The sequence below is a fragment of the Pseudomonas sp. UBA3153 genome (genome assembly GCF_002364635.1).
GTDB classification, from domain to species: Bacteria; Pseudomonadota; Gammaproteobacteria; order Pseudomonadales; family Pseudomonadaceae; genus Pseudomonas_O; species Pseudomonas_O kuykendallii.
The window spans coordinates 1-18,265 of record NZ_DEYR01000026.1 but is presented as its reverse complement, the minus strand read 5'-3'; the positions used below and the strand labels follow the sequence as shown (position 1 = coordinate 18,265).

Below are 18,265 nucleotides of genomic sequence, written 5' to 3'. Positions count from 1 at the left end.
CGTGCTACGACGATGAGTCCCTCCCCCGAGGACCGAGACGCCGCCACCCAAGGCCTCTCCGCGACCCCGCGCCCGACCGGTGCGGGGAGTTATCCGATCGACAGCGGTTCTTTCATGCACGACTACGTCAACTGGCTACGCCACGCTTCGCCCTACATCAACTCCCACCGGGAGCGCACCTTCGTGGTGATGCTGCCCGGCGAGGGCGTTGCCCATCCCAATTTCGGCAACATCGTCCACGACCTGGTGCTGCTGCACAGCCTTGGCGTGCGCCTGGTGCTGGTCCACGGTTCGCGCCCGCAGATCGAGGCGCGGCTGTCGGCGCGCGGGCTGACCCCGCACTTCCACCGCGACCTGCGGATCACCGATGCGCAGACGCTGGAGTGCGTGATCGACGCCGTCGGCCACCTGCGGGTGGCCATCGAGGCTCGCCTGTCGATGGACCTGGCCGCCTCGCCGATGCAGGGCGCGCGGCTGCGGGTATCCAGCGGCAACTACGTCACCGCGCGGCCGATCGGCGTGCTCGACGGCGTCGACTACCACCACACCGGCGAGGTCCGCCGCATCGACCGCAAGGGCATCGGCCGCCAGCTCGACGAGCGCAACATCGTGCTGCTCTCGCCGCTGGGCTATTCGCCGACCGGCGAGATCTTCAACCTCGCCTGCGAGGATGTGGCGATGCGCGCGGCCATCGACCTGGCCGCCGACAAGCTGATCCTGTTCGGCGCCGAGCACGGCCTGCTCGACGAGAGCGGCAAGCTGATCCGCGAACTGCGCCCGCAGCAGGTGCCGGCGCATCTGCAGCGCCTGGGCAGCAACTACCAGGCCGAACTGCTCGATGCCGCCGCGCACGCCTGCCGCGCCGGGGTGAAGCGCAGCCACATCGTCAGCTACGCCGAAGACGGCGCGCTGCTCACCGAGCTGTTCACCCGCGACGGCGGCGGCACGCTGGTCGACCAGGAGCAGTTCGAGCAATTGCGCGAGGCGAGCATCAAGGATGTCGGCGGGCTGATCGACCTGATCACGCCGCTGGAGGAGCAGGGGATTCTGGTGCGCCGCTCGCGCGAAGTGCTGGAGCGCGAGATCGAGCAGTTCAGCTTGGTCGAGCGCGACGGCCTGATCATCGCCTGCGCGGCGCTCTACCCGATCGCCGATTCCGATGCCGGCGAACTGGCGTGCCTGGCGGTGAACCCGGATTACCGCCACGGCGGGCGCGGCGACGAACTGCTCGAACGCATCGAGGAGCGCGCCCGGGCGGCCGGGCTGAAGACCCTGTTCGTGCTCACCACCCGCACCGCGCACTGGTTCCGCGAGCGCGGCTTCGAGCCCAGCGGCGTCGAGCGCCTGCCGGCGGCGCGCGCCTCGCTGTACAACTTCCAGCGCAACTCGAAGATCTTCGAGAAGACGCTGTAGGTCAGGCAGCGGTGCGCGCAGCGCACCCTACGCCAGCGAGCCGGCATGCGTCGCGGGGAACGCCGTGCGCACCAGTCGGCGCGTCCGGATCACTCCGCACGGGATCGGCAAGGCACCGCCCGGTGGGTTACGGCGCGTCGCGCTCGGCGCGGAACCCACCCTCCGGACTGCGCCTGACCCACCCTACGGCTAACACGGCGCGCGATCTCGTAGGGTGCGCCATGCGCACCAGTCGGCGCGCCTGGATCAAACGCCGGACGGGGTTCGCGACGCACCGCCCGGTGGGTTACGGCGCGTCGCGTTCGGCGCGGGACCAAACTTCCGGAATGCGCCTAACCCACCCTACGGCTAACGCGGCGCGCGGTCTCGTAGGGTGCGCCATGCGCACCAACCCTCTCGCCTCGACTGCCCCGGGCGGCGTTAGGCGAGGCACCGCCCGGTGGGTTACGGCGCGTCACGTTCGGAGCGGGCCCCACCCTCCGGAATGCGCCTAACCCACCCTACGGCTAAAGTCGGACGTATTGCGTAGGGTGGGCTTCAGCCCACCATCGCGAGCACCCGCTGGGACAGCGTGCGTTTAGCCACGCCAGACCTGCAGCAGGTCCTGCGACTCCATCACCAGCCCCAGGTGCAGAGAGACCATCGAGAACGCCGCGGACTCCAGGTGTTCGTCGGTGCCGCGCACCAGGTCGCGCAGGACGATCACCCGGTAGTTGAGGTTGTTCGCCTCGAAGGCGCTGTTGAGCACGCAGCAGTCGGCGAAGCCGCCGTTGAACACCAGGGTGTCGATGCGCTGGTTGCGCAGCAGGAAGTCCAGGTCGGTGGGATAGAAGGCCGACAGCCGGCGCTTGTTCGAGACCATCAGATCGCCCGGTTCGACGCGCGTCACCCATTCGGTCCAGATCGAGCCCTCCAGCGCGTGTTCGGCGTGGTTGGGAATCTCCCCGACGTGCAGCGGGAAGGTCCGCCGCCAGGCTGCCGGAATCCCGTTCATATCGTCCGAGCCGTCGGCGCGCAGCACCGAGCGGATGTGCACCACGCGCACGCCCAGCGCGCGGGCCTGATCGTGGAAGGCGTCCACCGGCGCTACCAGCTCGCGTGCGCGTGGCGCCGGGCAGGGGCATTCCGGCGAGTCGTCGAGGTGCCCGCGGTGCAGGTCGATGGAGATGACTGCGGTGCGGCCGGGGTCGAGGTAATCGGCGAATTGCGCCGCGTCCAGCTCGCGCGGTTGTTCATAGACGAAGGTGCGCATGCGGGCTCCTGGGAGTGGGTAATGGGTAGTTTGCGGAAGAGTGCGGTCTGCCCCCTGGTGGATGTGAAAAGCGACATCCACCCTACGAAAAGCCGATCGGTACAGTGGCTATGATCGGCGCGTCATCCGCAACTCAACGCTTTCGTAGGGTGGATCGCGCTTCATCGATCCACCGTGCGGTGCTGCGCCCGGCCGGCGAAGAGAATGCGTGCCCCGGTCCAGTCGTTCAGCGCCGTTCCTCGCGCACATAGGGTTCGCCCAGTGCACCGGGCTGGGCGTTGTTCTGGCGGCCGCCGAGGGCGACCCAGATCATCACGGCGAGGGTCACCGCATAGGGCGTCATCAGCACGAAATACTGCGGCAGGCGCACGCCGGCGGCGGCCAGTTGCGGGATCAGCGCCTCGATGCAGCCGAACAGCACCGCGCCGGCCAGCGCCTTCCACGGCGACCAGCGGGCGAAGATCACCAGTGCCACGGCGATCCAGCCGCGCCCGCCGCTCATGTCGGCGATCCACATCTTGGTGCTCAGCACGGCGATGTAGGCGCCGGCCAGGCCGACCAGCGCCGAGCCGGCCATCACCGCGGCGAAGCGGTAGGCGAGCACCGGGATGCCGGCGGCGTCGGCTGCCTGCGGGTTCTCGCCCACTGCGCGCAGGCGCAGGCCGGACGTGCTGCGGTTGAGGTACCAGACCACGCCGAGGAAGATCGGCACGGTCAGGTAGACCATCAGGTTCTGGTGGAACAGCTTGCCCACCAGCGGCAGCTCGGACAGCGGCCAGAGGGCCAGTGCGGGCAGCCCGCGGATTGGCTGGTTGGTCCATTCCAGCAGCGTGCCGAGCAGGCTGGTGAGACCCTGGCAGAAGAACACCAGGGTCAGCCCGGCGATCACCTGGTTGACCCGCAGGACGATCACCATCACCGCGAAGAGAATCGACACCAGCGCGGCAGCGGCCATTCCGGCGAGCAGCGAGAAGCCGGCCACGCCGAAGGCCAGCTGCGTGCCGATGCTGGCCAGCGCCCCGGCCAGCAGCAGGCCCTCGGCGCCGAGCGAGAGCACGCCGGCGCGCTCGGTGAGGATCAGGCCCAGCGCGGCGAGGGCGTAGGGCACGGCGAAATCGGGCACGTTGCCGAGCCAACTGGCGAGCAGGTCCATCAGCTTTCCCTCCCGGCGATGCGGCGGATGCGGTGGCGAATGAAGAAGTCCGAGGAGGCGACGCAGATGACGATCAGCGCCTGGATCAACTGAACCATGGAAAACGGGATCTGGTAGAACACCTGCAGGTTGCGCCCGGCGACGAACAGGGTCGCCACCAGCAGCGCGACGATGGTCGCTGCCAGCGGGTTGTTGCGCGCGAGGAAGGCGATGAGGATCCCGGAGAAGCCGTAGCCCTGGTAGAACGCCTGGGTCAGGCGGCCTTCCTGACCGGCGGCGACGACGAAGCCGGCGATCCCGGCAAGGCCGCCGGAGAGCAGCACGGTGCCGACGATCACCTTGCGCACCGGGACGCCGACCGCGTCGGCGACGCGCGGGTTGGCGTCGACGAAGCGCAGGTACAGCCCGGCGCGGCAGACGCCGACGAACCACCAGGCGAACAGCGCCACGAGTACCGCCAGCGGAATCGCCATGCTGTAGCCGTCGAACATCTCCGGCAGGCGCTCGAAGGCGCGGTACTGCGGCGAATAGGGGAAGGAATCCTTGGGGTCCTTCCAGGCGCCGTAGACCAGGTGCAGGAGGAAGTTGGCGGCGATGTAGTTGAGCATCAGGGTGGAGATGATTTCGTTGACCTTGAGGTTCAGCTTGAGCAGCACCGGCGCCAATGCCCAGGCCAGCCCGGCGAGGGTGGCGGCGACGAACATCAGCGCCAGGCGGGTGGATTCGGGACCGACCTCGAACAGCGAGATGGCCGTGGCGGCGATCCCGCCCCAGATCATCTGGCCCTCCAGGCCGAGGTTCCAGAAGCGCGCGCGGAACGCCAGGCAGCCGGCGATGCCGACCATGACGATGGGCGCGGCCTGGAACAGCACCGCGCGCAGGCTCTGCGCATCGAACAGGGTGAGGATGACGAACTCGTCGAGCAGCTCGCCGCCGGGGACGCCGGCGGCGATCAGGATCGCCGCGGAGATGCCCAGGCCGACGATCAGCGACACGGCGAGGATCAGCGCCTGCCAGTGCCAGGCCATCTGCTGGCGGATTTCCAGGGCGTAGCGGCGGCTGGTCAGCGGCTGGCGCTTCGGCGCGGACGTCGGTTGGGTTGCGTTGGAAAGCTCAGACATGGTCCACCATGGCTTTGCCGATCGCCTGGCGATCGGCGGGTCGTTCGAATTCGGCGACGATCTTGCCGGCGCTCATCACGCCGATGCGGTCGGCCAGGGCCAGCACTTCGTCGAGGTCCTCGCTGATCAGCAGCACCGCGGCACCGCTGTCGCGTGCAGCCAGCAGGCGCTGGTGCACGGCGGCGCCGGCGCGCACATCGAGGCCGCGGCTCGGGCTGTGGGCGAGGACGATGCGCGGCTCGCGGGAGAATTCGCGGGCGATCACCAGCTTCTGCGCGTTGCCGCCGGAGAGCAGCGCGGCCTTCTGCCGGACGTTGCGCACGCCCTGCACGTCGAAGCGTTCCACCGCGGCCTGCGTCTCTTCCCGCGCGCGGCCTTCGCGCAGCAGCCAGAACGGCCCGTAGCGGCCGCTGTGGACCTGGCCGATGGCGAAGTTCTCGGCGATCGACAGGCCGCCGGCCAGCGCCAGGCCGTAACGGTCGGCGGGGATCGCGGCGATGCGCAGTTCGCGGCGCTGGTCCATGTCGGCGGTGCGCAGGTCGCCGAAGCCTTCCAGGGCGATCTCGCCCTCGCTGGGTTCGGGCAGCCCCATCAGCACGTTGGCCAGCTCGCTCTGGCCGTTGCCGCCGACCCCGGCGATGCCGTAGATCTCGCCGCCGCGCAGGCTCAGGTCGATGCCGTCGAGGACGCGCCGGCCGCCGACCTCCGGGGATTTCAGCCCGCGCACGGTCAGCAGCGCCGGGCCGGGTTCGCTGCGCGCATGCTCCGGAGCCGGCAGCGACTCGCCAACGGTGAGCTTGACCAGGTCGGCGATGGAGACCTGCTGCGGATCGAGGGTTTCCACCGTGCGGCCGCCGCGCATCACCGTCACGCGGTCGGCGAAGCGTTTCACGTCGGCCATCCGGTGGGTCACCAGGATCACCGCCGCGCCTTGCCGGGCAAGGCCCTGCACGGTGGACAGCAGGCGTTCGCCTTCCTGGTCGGTGAGCACCGCGGTGGGTTCGTCGAGGATCAGGATCTTCGCCCCGGCGAGCAGCACCTTGAGGATCTCCACGCGCTGCTGCTCGGCGATGGACAGGTCCGCCACGGTCTTCTTCGGGTCGATGGAGAAGCCGATCTGCTCGGCCTTCTCGGCGATCAGCCGTTCGGTCTCGCGCAGGCGCTTGCGGTGGCTGCCTTCGCTCCGGGGCAGGCCGAGCAGGATGTTCTCGGCCACGGAGAACGGCTTCACCAGCTTGAAGTGCTGATGGACCATGCCGATGCGCTCGCGCGCGGCATCCGCCGGGCCCTTGAGCTGGACCTTGTTGTCGTCGATCAGCAGCTCGCCGGTTTCCGGCGCGTAGAGCCCGGCGGCGATGTTCATCAACGAGGATTTGCCGGCACCGTTCTCGCCGAGCAGGGCGTGGACCTCACCCCATTTAACGGTGAAGCTGGCGTCGGAAAGGGCCTTGAAGCCGTCGAAGGACTTGCTGACGCCGGTGAGTTGCAGGGCGTTGGGCATTTGGATTCTCGGGACAGAGCGGGAGCCTTGCGGCCGCCCGTGGAGGAAACCTCTGGAGCGGCTTTGCCAATGGCTTCGCGCACGAAGCCATTGGCAAAGGGACCGCGGCGCGGTCCCCGTTGGCGAGGGTTATTTCTGGGTGATCACGCCGGGTACGTACCAGTCCATCTTCCACAGGTCGGCGTCGGACAGGTCGCTGCCGGCCGGCACGCGTTCCTTGCCTTCGCGGTCGACCAGAGGCCCTGCGTAGATGTGCTTGCCGTCGATGATCGCCTGGCGCTCGGCCATGATCTTGGCCTTGGCTTCCTCGCTCAGGCCGACCTTGCCGAAGGCGATGTCGCCGCCGCCCTCGGGGATGGTCATGAAGGCACCGTAGGGCGCCGGCTTCCAGTTGCCGGCGGTGATTTTCTTCAGCTCCGGGACGAGGAACTTGTCCCAGGTCCAGATCGCCGAGCAGATGGTCGCATCCGGGGCGAACTGGCTGAGGTCGCGGTGGTGGCCGGTGCCGTACACGCCGCGCTCCTGGGCGACGATCTGCGGGGTCGGGGTGTCGACGTGCTGGCCGATGACATCGGCGCCCTGGTCGATCAGCGCCATGGCGGCGGCGCGTTCCTTCACCGGGTCGTTCCACGCGCCGGTGTAGATCACCGTGGTGGTGGCGTTCGGGTTCATCTGCTTGGCGCCCATCTCGTAGGCGTTGACGGTCCAGTTGACCACGCCGAACGGGTTGGCCGCGACGAAGCCCAGCTTGCCGGTCTTCGACGCCGCGCCGGCCGCCATGCCGCACAGGTAGTGGGTTTCGTAGGTGCGGCCGTAGAAGGATTCGAGGTTATGCCCGTTGGTGGTGCCGGAACCGTTGAGGAAGGCCACCTTAGGGTATTTCTCGGCGAGTTCCTTGAAGGTGTCGGAGTAGCCGAAGGCGGTGCCGATGACGATGTTGGCGCCGCGCGAGATGAAGCGCTCGGCCGCCGGCTTGATCGCCGAGGCGCTCTCCGGGACTTTTTCGACGAACTGGATCTTCTGCCCCAGCTCCTTCTCGATCTTCACCCGTGCCTCGTCGAAGGCCTGGGTCCAGCCGCCATCGTTCTTCGCATCGAAGTAGATCATCGCGATCTTCGGCGGGCCTTCCAGGGTGAAGCCGTCATCGGCCATCGCAACGCCGGCCACGCTGACCAGCACGGCGCTGTAGAGGCTTCTCTGAATCCATTTGTGCATTGCGTCGTCTCCGGGAGTGAAGGTTAGGCTTTTCCTCCCCTCTCCCATTCATGGGAGAGGGGCCGGGGGAGAGGGCACCGGTGAAGCACCCTCTCCCTAGCCCTCTCCCGTAAACGGGAGAGGGGACAGGTCGTGCGCGGCCCTACAGCATGAAATTGATCCGGAACACGTTGCCTTCGGGGTCGAGCAGCACCGCCTGGTACCAGTTGTAATAGGTGGTGTAGGGCGCCTTGATCAGCGTCGCGCCGGCCTCCAGGGCCAGCGGTACCCGGAGGTCGACGTCCGCCTGGCTGTCGACGTCGATGTTCAGCAGGAACTTGATGCCGCGGGTCTCGGCCTGGTCGGCGAGGCCGAGCAGTTCGTAGGCGTCCGGCGCGTTAAAGCCCAGGCACGACTTGCCGGTGTCGAGCCCGCGGAAGATCGGCGAGCGGATCGCCTCGATCTCGGCGAAGCCGAACACCTTCTGGTAGAAGCCGCTGAGGGCGACCACGTCCCGGGCGAAGACGTTAACGTAGGAGAGCATGGCCATGGCTTACGCAACCTCGCTCTTGGTGCCGCCGAAGGTGGTCTGCTTGACGAACTTCGAGCGCAGGTGATCGCCGGAGCTGATCGGTGCGTGCTTCGCCGTCTCGCCGTCGGCGAGGCAGCTCGGCAGGCATTCGACGAGGGCGTCGTAGTTGGGCTGGTGGAAGAACACCAGCGACTGGCGCCGCGCGTTGCTCGGCTGCTCCAGCTCGGGAACGATCACCCGGTGCACGGTGGAGATCCAGCGGTCGTTGGTCCACTGCATCATCAGGTCGCCGATGTTCACCGCGAAGCCGTCCGGCTCGAAAGGCACGTCGACCCATTCGCCGGCCTTGTTGCGCACTTGCAGGCCGCCGGCGTCCGGCAGCACGATGGTCATGCTGCCGTAGTCGCTGTGCGGGCTGGCGCGGAATTGGCCGTCCTCGGGCGGCTGCGTCAGGCGCGGGTAGCTGAGCACGCGGAACATGCTGATGTGACGGTCGACCTTGTCGTCGAAGTAGTGCTCGGGCAACTCCAGGGCGAGGGCGAACAGCCGCATCATGTGCAGCGCCAGTTCGCTCATCGCGGCGAAGTATTCCTCATAGGCTTCGCGAAAGCCCGGCAAGGTGCCCGGCCAGACGTTCGGCGCGAAGTGCGGGCCGGCGTCCGCGCCGTTGTAGTAAGGCTCGTCGGGCACGTTACTCGGGCCGACCGAGAAGGATTCCTTGAGGTCGCCCGGCGCCGCCTCGCCGGTGCTGTAGGAGAGACTCTCCTCGGCCACCGCGGAGAAGCCGCGCACCTGGTCCGGACGCGGGCGGTCGACCTTGCGTTTTTCCGCCAGCGGCAGGTCGAAGAAGGCGTGGCTCAGGCGCGATACGCGCTCGATGAGTTCGCGGGGAATCCGGTGTTTCTTGATGATCAGGAAGCCGATATCCCGGCAGGCCTGATCCACCGCCCTGGCAACTTTCTGTTTCCCTTCCGGAGTGCCTTCGAAATAGGGTTCGAGGTCGATGATGGGCACATACAACAGCGTCATTTCTACTCTCCGGTCGTGGGAAAGTTGATCGAGGGCAGCTGAAGTTACGTGAACTTAAAAGTGCACGACTAAGGCTTTTCGAGTTGCTTTTCTAATAATGTTGCTGCCTCTTTGAATAGCAACCGGTATGCCAATTTTGACCAAATGGACAAAAACGCATATCTGTTTGATTTATTTGGTTTTAAAGGCGAGGTTGGCGGCGTTTTGCCGCGCCGTCGTCGGGGTGGCGGTGCACCGCATTGGGACCGCCGCGCACCAAAGTATTGCCTGCCCTGTTTTGTGCGGGGTGATCGCTCGGCGCATTGCGTCGTAAATAATTAACCCGCATTTTAAAAGGGTTGTTGCGCGGCGTGATGTGGGTTATTCAACGGGTGCGTTCCCATAACTTCGTCGCCTCTTCGGTGGTGAACTTTCCGCAGCGAAGGAAGTTCGACGGTGAGTAAAAAGAGCCTACCCGGAACACCCAAGCAGGAGGCGATCCAGGCGGCCGCGCTGGATCTGTTTTCGCGTTACGGGCTGCACGGAACCAGTCTGGATCAGGTCGCCAGCCTCGCCGGCCTGTCGAAGAGCAACCTGCTGTACTACTTCGCCTCCAAGGAGGAGTTGTACATCGATCTGCTGAGCGAGCTGCTCGACCTCTGGCTGGCGCCGCTGCGCGCGATCGGCGCGGAGCAGGACCCCGCCGAGGCGATCGCCCAGTACATCCGCCTGAAGATGATCAACTCGCGCGACCACCCGCAGGCGTCGCGGCTGTTCTGTCTGGAGATGATCCAGGGGGCGCCGTTGCTGAAACCGGCGCTGGAAGGAACTCTGCGCGAACTGGTGGATGCCAAGGCCGGGGTGGTTCGCGCCTGGGTCGCCGACGGCCGGTTGCAGCCGGTGGACCCGCATCACCTGTTCTTCTCGCTCTGGGCGCTGACCCAGCATTACGCCGATTTCTCGGTCCAGGTGCAGTCGATCACCGGGCGCACGCTGGACGATCCGGCGTTCTTCGAGCAGGCCCTGGCCAGTGTCCAGGGGCTGATTCTGCGCGGCATCGGGGTGGACGCGGGCGAGGTGTCCGGATCGTAGATGCCGTCTTCCCCCGCCGGGCACGTGCCCGGTGCGAGGCGGCGTAGGAGGTGAACCCCGTAAGGTGGATCGATAAGGCGCGATCCACCCTACAGGTTGCCCAGGCTGCGTCGTGTCAAATGCCCAGGCCGTGGTAGGCCCGCTCGAAATACATCAGGCCCTTGCCCGGTTCGCCGTGGCGGATGGCGAGCACTTCGCAGAACAGGATGTCGTGGGTGCCGACCTGGGTGGTTTCGGCGACGCGGCAATCGAAGGAGACCAGCGCGCCTTCGAGTACCGGTGCGCCGCTGGCCAGTTCGCCCCACTGCGCGGCGGCGAAGCGCTCGGCCATCGAGGTCTTGCCGCCGAACAGGTTGGACAGCGCTTCCTGGCCGTGGGCGAGGACGTTGACGCAGACCACACCGTTGGCCAGGAAGGCGTCGTAGACCGAGGCGCCGCGGTTGAGGCAGACCAGCAGGGTCGGCGGTTCGTCGGTCACGCTGCACACCGCCGAGGCGGTGAAGCCGGCGCGCCCGCCGGGGCCGTCGGTGGTGATCACGTTCACCGCGGCGCCCAGGCGTGCCATGGCGTCGCGATAGTCGTGCTTGAGCACGAGCGGCGGCCGGTCGTTGGCGCAGGCGGCGAGGGAATGGCTGAGCATGAGGTTCTCCTTGCCCCGCGGGGCGAGTCGGTCAGGCGAGCGTGCAGGCTTCGTCGAAGGCCAGGCGCGGCAGGCGCGGGTAAAGTTTCTCCGGGTTGCCATAGCCGAGGTTGATCAGCAGGTTGGCGGTCCAGGTACTCCCGGCGAAGAAGGCAGCGTCGAGCTTGGCGCGGTCGAAGCCCGACATCGGCCCGGTATCCAGGCCCATCGCGCGGGCGGCGAGGATCAGGTAGGCGGCCTGCATCGAGCTGTTGCGCAGCGCGGTCTGTTCGGCGAATTCCGGGCTGGAGGTGAACCAGCTGCGGGCGTCGCCATGCGGGAACAGGCGCGGCAGCGCTTCGTAGAACTCGCGCTCGTAGGCGACGATCACCGTCACCGGCGCGCTCATGGTCTTTTCCAGATTGCCCGAGGACAGTGTCGGCTTGAGCTTTTCCTTGCCTTCGGCGCTGCGCACGAAGACGAAGCGCGCCGGGCTGCAGTTGGCCGAGGTCGGGCCCATGCGGGTCAGTGCATAGAGTTCGGCCAGCTGATCGTCGCTCACCGGCTGGTCGCGCCAGCTGCCGTGAGTGCGGGCTTCGCTGAACAGGCTGGCAAGGGCTTTTTCGTCGAGTGCAAGGCTCATGGTGTTCTCCGGGCGTTTCAGTCCGCTTGCTGGAGGAAGTCCAGCAGGCTGGCTTCGAACGCCGCTTGTTCGGTCAGGTTGAAGGCATGGCCGCCGAAGTCTCGCACGTCCAGGCGGGCGTTCGGCAGGCCTTCGGCCAGGGCCACGGACTGTGTCCAGGGCACCAGGCTGTCGTCGCGGCTGGCCATGACCAGCGTCGGCACGTCGATCTCGGTCAGGCGCGCGGAGATGTCGAAGGCGCGCAGCGCCGCGATCCGCCGCAGGGTGTTGGCCTCACCGGGGAAGTGCGCGAGGGCGTGGGCCAGGTCCGCTTCGAGGCGTTCTCCGTTGGCGACGATCCAGCTCGGCGGGTAGAGGAAGATCGGTTGCGCGGCCACGTAGGCGGCGGGGCCGGTGTTCTTCAGCAGCGCGATGCGCATGTCGAAGCAGCGCGCGCTGTGGGCGTTGGGCGCGGCCCAGGCGTTGATCGGCACCAGGCGGCGGATCAGGCCGGGGCGCTGCAGGGCGACCTGCAGGCCGACCAGGCCGCCGAGGGCATGGCCGACGAAGTCGCACTGGGTCAGTTCGAGGTCGTCGGCCAGGGCCAGCACGTCGTCGGCCATGTCGGTGATGGAGTAGCCCTCGGCCAGCTCGGCGGGGCTGCGCCCGGTGCCGCGCTGGTCGTAGCTGATCACTTGGAAAAGTTCGCCGAGCACGGCCAGGTGCGGCGTCCAGTAGCCCGCCGAGCCGCCAAGGCCTGAGGACAGCAAGACGGTCTGCCCGGCGTCGGGATTGCCGTGGATTTCGTAGTGCATGGAGGGTCCTCGAGCCGCCGGATGCGCCGCTCAGGCGCCTCCGGGCAGCGCATCACTTGCCGACGTGGGCGATCGAGGCGATCTCGATCAGTGCCTCGGGTTTCACCAGGCCGCACTGGATGCAGTAGCGTGCCGGTTTCTCGCCGGCGAAGTACTCGGCGTAGACGGCATTGATCGCCGCGTAGTCGGCCCAGTCCTTGAGCATGATCATATTGAAGGTGACGTCGTCCATGCTGCCGCCGGCGGCCTCGACGACGCCCTTGATGGTTTCCAGCACGTGGCGGGTCTGTTCGGTGGCGTTGCCGACGTGGACCACGTTGGCGTCCTTGTCCAGCGGCAGGGTGCCGGCGACGTAGAGGATGCCGTCGGCCAGCGAACCCGGCACGTAGGGGGCGAGGGGTTTGCCGGTTCCCGGCGGGATGATCGATTGTTTGGGCATGGCAAGGCTTCCTGGTTTTTTGAGGTGAGGTCAGGCGTGCTTGAGCGTGGTGCAGAAGTCGTCGACCGAGGACACCCAGCCGAAGAACGTCTCGATGTTGAACAGCGCCGCTTCCTGGGCCGACGGCGGGCCGGCCTGGTGGGTCGCGTCGGCGAGGACCACGCCGAAGTATTCGAGGAAGAAACCGTCGCGCAGGGTCGATTCGACGCAGACGTTGGTGGCGATCCCGGTGAACACCAGGTTCTTGATCCCGCGGGCGCGCAGGATGCTGTCCAACGGCGTGTTGAAGAAGCCGCTGTAGCGTGGCTTCGGCATCACGATGTCGCCTGGCAGCGGCTTCAGCTGGTCGACCAGGTCATAGTCCCAGCCGCCCTTGGCGAGCAGGGTACCCTGCAGTTCGGGGCGCCGGCGCATGGTCTTCAGCGCGTTGGACTTGTGCCAGTTCGGCGAGCCGGGGCCGCCCGCCTCGACGTACTCCTTGTCCCAGCCGTTCTGGAAGAAGATCACCTGCACGCCGGCGGCGCGCGCGGCGTCGAGGGCGACCTGGATCTTCTCGATCACCGGGCCGGTGGAGGAGACGTCGAAGCCGGCGAGGTCGAGGTAGCCGCCGAGGGTCGAATAGGCGTTCTGCATGTCGACCACGATCAGCGCAGTCTGGCTGGGCCGCAGCTGCAGGGGTTCCGGGCGTCCCGGCAGGGTCAGCGGCGCGCTGGCGTCCACCGGCAGTTCGTAGCCGGATACGCTTCTCTCGCTCATCAGGCGATCTCCTTCAGGGTTTCCACGACGGCGCTGCGGCTCTTCATCAGCGGCTGGATGCGCTGGCCGAACTTCTCGACACCCTCGATGAAGTCGTCGAAGGTCAGCATCACGCCCTCGGTGCCCGGCACCGCCGCCACTTCGTCGAGCATCTTCGCGACCTGCTCGAAGGAGCCCACCAGGGTGCCCATGTTGATGTTCACCGCCGAGGTGGGGTCGGACATCTGCCGCACGTTGGTGTCGCTGCCCGAGCGGGTGTCCACCGCGGCCTGGTCGCCCAGCCACTTCAGCGCTTCCTGGTCGGCGCCGTCCTTGTACAGCTCCCACTTGGCGCGGGCGGCGGCCTCGGTTTCCTCGGCGATGACCATGAACAGCACGCAGGAGTTGACCTCGCGTCCGGTCTTGGCGGTGGCCGCGAGCAGGCGCTCGGTGGCCGGGGCGAAGGCGGCGGGGGTGTTCACGCCCTTGCCGAAGCAGAAGTTGTAGTCGGCGTACTGCGCGGAGAAGGCCATGCCGGCGTCGCTGGAGCCGGCGCAGATGATCTTCATGTCGGCCTGGGGTTTCGGGCTGACGCGGCAGTCTTCCATGGTGAAGTACTTGCCCTTCAGGTCGCTGTGCCCGGTGCTCCACAGGTCGCGCAGGACCTGGGCGTACTCGCCGAGGTACTCGTAGCGGGTTGAGAAGAACTCGTCGCCCGGCCACATGCCCATCTGCGAGTACTCCGGGCGTTGCCAGCCGGTGACCAGGTTGACGCCGAAGCGGCCGCCCGAGATCGAGTCGATGGTCGAGGCCATGCGCGCGACGATGGCCGGCGGCAGGGTCAGGGTGGCGGCGGTGGCGAACAGTTGGATCTTGCTGGTGACGGCGGCGAGGCCGGCCATCAGGGTGAAGGATTCGAGGTTGTGCTCCCAGAATTCGGTCTTACCGCCGAAACCGCGGAGCTTGATCATCGACAGGGCGAAATCGAAGCCGTAGTGCTCGGCGCGCTGGACGATCTGCTTGTTCAGCTCGAAGGTCGGCATGTATTGCGGGGCGGTTTCGGAGATCAGCCAGCCGTTGTTGCCGATGGGAATGAAGACGCCAACTTTCATAACGATAACCCCTTGATTGCGCGTGTTGGCGAGCGATGCCGGCATGTTCACGGCGCCTGCTCGCGGCGATGTGTCGCAGGGAAGAGAGCATGGACTGTGCCAGAAAAGGAAAATCCAGCGAAAACAGAAGGTTGGGTTAAACCTCCGCGTTAGAGTGGACCAAATGGTCCGTCATAGAGCACCTGGTTTGTGCATGCCGCCCGAAAAAGACGCACCAATCCGGGTTTGTCCATGACCGCCGTCAAGCCGGATGCATTCAGGGCGGCCTGACAGCCCCCGTCGTTTTGGCTATGGTGGCGACCCCGCCCGGCGCCTCGCCCAGGCGCTTTCGGCCGAACAGGAGGGCCGCATGACCCAGGACCACCCGTCCGGCGCCGAGCATGCGCCGGCGATTCGCAAGAAGGCGTCACGCACGGCCAGCGCGGCGACCCTGGCGCGACGCGAGCGGCAGATGGAAAGCAAGCGCGCGGCGATCACCGAGGCGGCCATCGCGTTGTTCTCGCAGTTCGGCCTGCACGGCACCAGTGTCGATCAGATCGCTGCCCGTGCCGACGTCTCCAAGACCAACCTGCTGTACTACTTCGGCAGCAAGGAAGACCTCTACCTGGCGGTGCTGCATCAACTGATGAGCGTCTGGCTGGCGCCGCTGCGCGCGCTGAGCGTGGAGATGGAGCCGCTGGAGGCGATCCGCGGCTACATCCGCCTCAAACTCGAGCTGTCACGCGACGAGCCGGCGGCATCGCGGCTGTTCTGCCTGGAGATCATCCAGGGCGCACCGCTGCTGCGCGGCGAGCTGGAGCACGAGCTGCGCGATCTGGTGCACGCCAAGACCGAGGTGATCCGCCGCTGGAGCGAGTCCGGCCGGCTGGCGCCGATCGACCCCTATCACCTGATCTTCTCGCTCTGGGCGACGACCCAGCACTACGCGGACTTCCGCGTCCAGGTGGAGTCCATCACCGGCCGCACGCTGAGCGATCCGGATTTCTTCGAGGAAGTGCTGGGCAGTCTGCAGGCGTTGATCCTCGACGGCATCCGCCCGCGCTGAGGGGGAGCCGGCGTTGAATCGGTCTTTGCGGGGCGAGGCGAGACTCCGACAGGTGGGTTACGCGGCGGTGGGAATCGGGGGAGGGCTGGCACATCGCGCGATGCCGCTAACCCACCCTACGGTTGGTGCGATCCGCGAGCGGCGATTCGCCGATAGCGGCGCGGGTGCCCCCCGGGGATGCCTTGGCGGGACTCCGACCGGTGGGTCACGCGGCGGTGGGAATCGACGAAGGCTGACAGATCGAGCGATGCCGCTAACCCACCCTACGACACCCTGCTATGGGTGTCGTAGGGTGGACGCAGTCCGGCGTCAGTGGCTTAGGCCGAGGATGCTCGCCTGGTAGGCGCCGACGAAGGTGTCGAAGTCGCCCACCTGGGTCTGCTCCAGCTCGGCCTGGTCGGCGATGGACTGGGCGGCCAGTTTCTCGAAGCGCGCCTGCTCTTGCGCATTCAGCGGATGGCTGCGGAAGTAGCCGTCATGCTCGCGCGACAGGCGCAGGGCGAAGGCCGAGAAGCTTTCCTGGCGCTCGCGCATCTCGCGCAGCACCCGCGCCGACGGCGTCGATTCGGGGTCGGCGATCTTGCCGCGCTGCGCCTGCAGCGACTGGCGATGCTCGTCACTGCCGCTGGCCGCATCGAGCAGTTCGGCGATCGCCTCGAAGCGTTGCAGCAACGCGTTCGCCCAGGTCTTCAGCTCGACCGGTTGGTCGTCTTCGCCGCGCAGCAGCAGGCCCGGGCGCCGACCCTGCTTGACCACGCTGAGGAAGTTGTCGGTGCAGCCCTGGCAGTGGCTGCCATCCAGCGGCGGGCTGTCTTCCAGCGCGCAGAACAGGAGGAACACGTCGAGGAAGCGCGCTTCGGCGAGGTCGATGCCCAGCGGCAGGAACGGGTTGATGTCCAGGCAGCGCACTTCGACGTACTGCACGCCGCGGGCGCTGAGCGCCTGGATCGGTCGTTCGCCGGTGTATGTCACGCGTTTCGGGCGGATCGTCGAGTAGTACTCGTTCTCGATCTGCAGGATGTTGGTGTTCAACTGCAGCCACTCGCCATCGCGCTTGGTGCCGACCTCGGCGTACGGCGGGTAGGGCGTCGCCACTGCGGTGCGCAGGCTCTCGATGTAGCTGGGCAGGTCGTTGTAGCAGGGCGTCAGGCCGGACTGGGCGCTGCTCTGGTAGCCCAGGTCGCTCATCCGCAGGCTGGTCGCCCAGGGCAGGTAGAGGGTGTCGTCGTCGAAGCGTTCCAGGGCGTGCGGACGGCCGCGGAGGAAGTTCGCGTCCAGCGCCGGCGAGGCGCCGAACAGGTACATCAGCAGCCAGCTGTAGCGGCGGAAGTTGCGCGCCAGGGCGATGTAGCGCGCCGACTGGTAGTCGCGCGCGCTGCGCGTGTCGTCGGGCACTTCGTCGGCCTGTAGCAGCGGCCAGACCTCGTCGGCCAGGGAGAAGTTGTAGTGAATCCCGGCAATGCACTGCATGGTCTTGCCGTAACGCAGCGCCAGCCCCTTGCGGTAGACGTGCTTGAGGCGACCGATCAGCGAGTCGCCGTATTCGGCGATGGGAATCTGCACCTCTTCCGGCAGCGCGCCGGGCATCGACGGGCTCCACAGGTATTCGCCGTCGAGCTGGCTGGCGGCGAAGCGATGGATCGCCTCGAGGTCGGCGAGGGTCGCGCGCGGGTCGGCTTCGGCCGGCGTGATGAACTCCAGCAGCGCCTCGGAATAGTCGGTGGTGATCTGCGGATGGGTCAGCGCCGAGCCCAGCGCGGCCGGGTGCGCGGTTTTCGCCAGGCGTCCGTCGTGATCGACGCGCAGGGTCTCGCGTTCGATGCCATGCAGGCTGCGGGTGAGCAGCGACAGGTGGGCGGGCGCGCCTAGCAGGGCCAGGCGGCGGGTCAAAAGCTCGCTCAAGATTGCAATTCCTTCACGCGACGGTCGCCCCAATATGGGGGTGGGCCTTTCGCTCTACAAGGGGAGGAACGGTGACGTCGACGTCTGGCCGTGAAGTGGGGTGGCGGCGACCGGCGCCGCCGACTCAGAGGACGGCAAAGGTCGACTGCGCCTTGGCGATCAGTTTATCGCCCTGATGCACCTCGGCCTCGATCACCTGGGTGCGCTTGCCGGCGTGCACCACCCAGGCGCGGCAGAGCACTTCGCCCTCGCTCACGCCGCGGATGTAGTTGATCTTGCTCTCCAGCGTCACCGCGGCGGCTTCGCCACCGAACAGGCTGTGGCTGGCCTGGCCCATGGCGGTGTCGATCAGCGAGAACAGCGCGCCGCCGTGGAGCATGCCGCGCACGTTGCTCAGGCCTTCGTGCATGCGCAGGCGCAGGCGCGCCTCGCCGGCCTCGGCCTTGATGATCTCCAGCCCGAGCAGGCGTCCGAAGGCGCTGCTGCTGCCCACCGCTTCGACTTGTCGGGTCATGCCTACTTCCTCAGTTGCTTGGCGTTGGCGAACAGCGCCGCCATCGCCGCGTTGGGCGCCGCAGCGGCCGCCTTGGGCTCGTTGCGCGCGGCCGGCGCCGGGCGATTGCCGCGCCCCTGGCCGCCGCGCGGGCCTTCGACCTTCTCGCCCGGCGTGTCGCCCAGGCGCATGGAAAGGCCGACGCGTTTGCGCGGGA

19 protein-coding genes are annotated in these 18,265 nt (G+C 67.2%); 3 read left to right on the top strand and 16 right to left on the bottom strand.

The window, feature by feature from the left end:
* Window positions 1-114: 114 nt before the first annotated feature.
* Window positions 115-1,413 (top strand): amino-acid N-acetyltransferase, encoded by a 1,299-nt coding sequence (argA, locus tag B2X67_RS05440; RefSeq protein WP_090224073.1) that lies wholly within the window; start codon window positions 115-117, stop codon window positions 1,411-1,413.
* A 577-nt stretch (window positions 1,414-1,990) separates the two neighbouring features.
* On the opposite strand, the gene B2X67_RS05435 is transcribed toward argA, so the two are convergent.
* The 7 genes from B2X67_RS05435 to B2X67_RS05405 all read right to left on the bottom strand — a co-directional run bounded on the left by B2X67_RS05435 (window position 1,991) and on the right by B2X67_RS05405 (window position 9,195).
* Window positions 1,991-2,665 carry a cysteine hydrolase family protein gene (locus B2X67_RS05435; protein ID WP_282342836.1) on the bottom strand — a complete coding sequence of 225 codons (675 nt, stop codon included), beginning with the start codon at window positions 2,663-2,665 and terminating at the stop codon, window positions 1,991-1,993.
* A gap of 226 nt (window positions 2,666-2,891) precedes the next feature.
* On the bottom strand, window positions 2,892-3,818 hold the full coding sequence (locus tag B2X67_RS05430; protein WP_286784851.1) for an ABC transporter permease: 927 nt from the start codon (window positions 3,816-3,818) through the stop codon (window positions 2,892-2,894).
* On the bottom strand, window positions 3,818-4,939 hold the full coding sequence (locus tag B2X67_RS05425; protein WP_282342834.1) for an ABC transporter permease: 1,122 nt from the start codon (window positions 4,937-4,939) through the stop codon (window positions 3,818-3,820). Before B2X67_RS05425 ends, B2X67_RS05430 begins: the two co-directional genes overlap by 1 nt.
* Window positions 4,932-6,440, bottom strand: coding sequence for an ABC transporter ATP-binding protein (locus tag B2X67_RS05420; RefSeq protein ID WP_376747799.1), 1,509 nt, complete (start codon window positions 6,438-6,440; stop codon window positions 4,932-4,934). Before B2X67_RS05420 ends, B2X67_RS05425 begins: the two co-directional genes overlap by 8 nt.
* Before the next feature lie 129 nt (window positions 6,441-6,569).
* Complete coding sequence (locus tag B2X67_RS05415) at window positions 6,570-7,655, bottom strand: BMP family ABC transporter substrate-binding protein (RefSeq protein ID WP_282342832.1); 1,086 nt, start codon at window positions 7,653-7,655, stop codon at window positions 6,570-6,572.
* A gap of 142 nt (window positions 7,656-7,797) precedes the next feature.
* Window positions 7,798-8,184: a VOC family protein gene (locus B2X67_RS05410; RefSeq protein WP_286784850.1), complete on the bottom strand. Its 387-nt coding sequence runs from the start codon at window positions 8,182-8,184 to the stop codon at window positions 7,798-7,800.
* Window positions 8,185-8,187: 3 nt separating this feature from the next.
* Complete coding sequence (locus tag B2X67_RS05405) at window positions 8,188-9,195, bottom strand: isopenicillin N synthase family dioxygenase (RefSeq protein WP_282342831.1); 1,008 nt, start codon at window positions 9,193-9,195, stop codon at window positions 8,188-8,190.
* Between the two features lie 435 nt (window positions 9,196-9,630).
* Here B2X67_RS05405 and rutR (B2X67_RS05400) point away from each other — a divergent pair, with 435 nt between their 5' ends.
* Window positions 9,631-10,266: an HTH-type transcriptional regulator RutR gene (rutR, locus tag B2X67_RS05400; RefSeq protein ID WP_282342830.1), complete on the top strand. Its 636-nt coding sequence runs from the start codon at window positions 9,631-9,633 to the stop codon at window positions 10,264-10,266.
* Window positions 10,267-10,381: 115 nt separating this feature from the next.
* On the opposite strand, the gene rutF is transcribed toward rutR (B2X67_RS05400), so the two are convergent.
* The 6 genes from rutF to rutA are packed head-to-tail and all read right to left on the bottom strand — an operon-like array spanning window position 10,382 to window position 14,608.
* Window positions 10,382-10,906, bottom strand: a complete 525-nt coding sequence (gene rutF / locus B2X67_RS05395; protein ID WP_286784849.1) for an NADH-dependent FMN reductase RutF — start codon at window positions 10,904-10,906, stop codon at window positions 10,382-10,384.
* 31 nt (window positions 10,907-10,937) lie between these two features.
* Window positions 10,938-11,528, bottom strand: coding sequence for a malonic semialdehyde reductase (locus B2X67_RS05390; protein WP_286784848.1), 591 nt, complete (start codon window positions 11,526-11,528; stop codon window positions 10,938-10,940).
* 17 nt (window positions 11,529-11,545) lie between these two features.
* Complete coding sequence (gene rutD, locus B2X67_RS05385; protein WP_286784847.1) at window positions 11,546-12,322, bottom strand: pyrimidine utilization protein D; 777 nt, start codon at window positions 12,320-12,322, stop codon at window positions 11,546-11,548.
* 52 nt (window positions 12,323-12,374) lie between these two features.
* Window positions 12,375-12,761: a pyrimidine utilization protein C gene (gene rutC, locus B2X67_RS05380; protein ID WP_282342821.1), complete on the bottom strand. Its 387-nt coding sequence runs from the start codon at window positions 12,759-12,761 to the stop codon at window positions 12,375-12,377.
* A 30-nt stretch (window positions 12,762-12,791) separates the two neighbouring features.
* The gene (rutB, locus tag B2X67_RS05375; protein ID WP_376747800.1) at window positions 12,792-13,517 is read right to left on the bottom strand and encodes a pyrimidine utilization protein B; all 726 of its coding nucleotides are present in this window, start codon (window positions 13,515-13,517) and stop codon (window positions 12,792-12,794) included.
* Entirely contained in the window at window positions 13,517-14,608 is a 1,092-nt protein-coding gene (rutA, locus tag B2X67_RS05370) for a pyrimidine utilization protein A (protein WP_090224051.1), read from the bottom strand. Before rutA ends, rutB begins: the two co-directional genes overlap by 1 nt.
* A 349-nt stretch (window positions 14,609-14,957) precedes the next feature.
* Here rutA and rutR (B2X67_RS05365) point away from each other — a divergent pair, with 349 nt between their 5' ends.
* Window positions 14,958-15,653: an HTH-type transcriptional regulator RutR gene (gene rutR / locus B2X67_RS05365; RefSeq protein ID WP_090224049.1), complete on the top strand. Its 696-nt coding sequence runs from the start codon at window positions 14,958-14,960 to the stop codon at window positions 15,651-15,653.
* A gap of 309 nt (window positions 15,654-15,962) precedes the next feature.
* Here the strand turns inward: rutR (B2X67_RS05365) and gshA are convergent, their stop codons facing one another.
* The 3 genes from gshA to B2X67_RS05350 form a co-directional block, all read right to left on the bottom strand.
* Window positions 15,963-17,555: a glutamate--cysteine ligase gene (gene gshA / locus B2X67_RS05360; protein ID WP_286784846.1), complete on the bottom strand. Its 1,593-nt coding sequence runs from the start codon at window positions 17,553-17,555 to the stop codon at window positions 15,963-15,965.
* Window positions 17,556-17,679: 124 nt separating this feature from the next.
* Window positions 17,680-18,069 (bottom strand): PaaI family thioesterase, encoded by a 390-nt coding sequence (locus B2X67_RS05355; RefSeq protein WP_090224045.1) that lies wholly within the window; start codon window positions 18,067-18,069, stop codon window positions 17,680-17,682.
* Window positions 18,070-18,071: 2 nt separating this feature from the next.
* The coding region (locus B2X67_RS05350; protein WP_286784845.1) for a hypothetical protein at window positions 18,072-18,265 on the bottom strand (194 nt) is incomplete at its 5' end.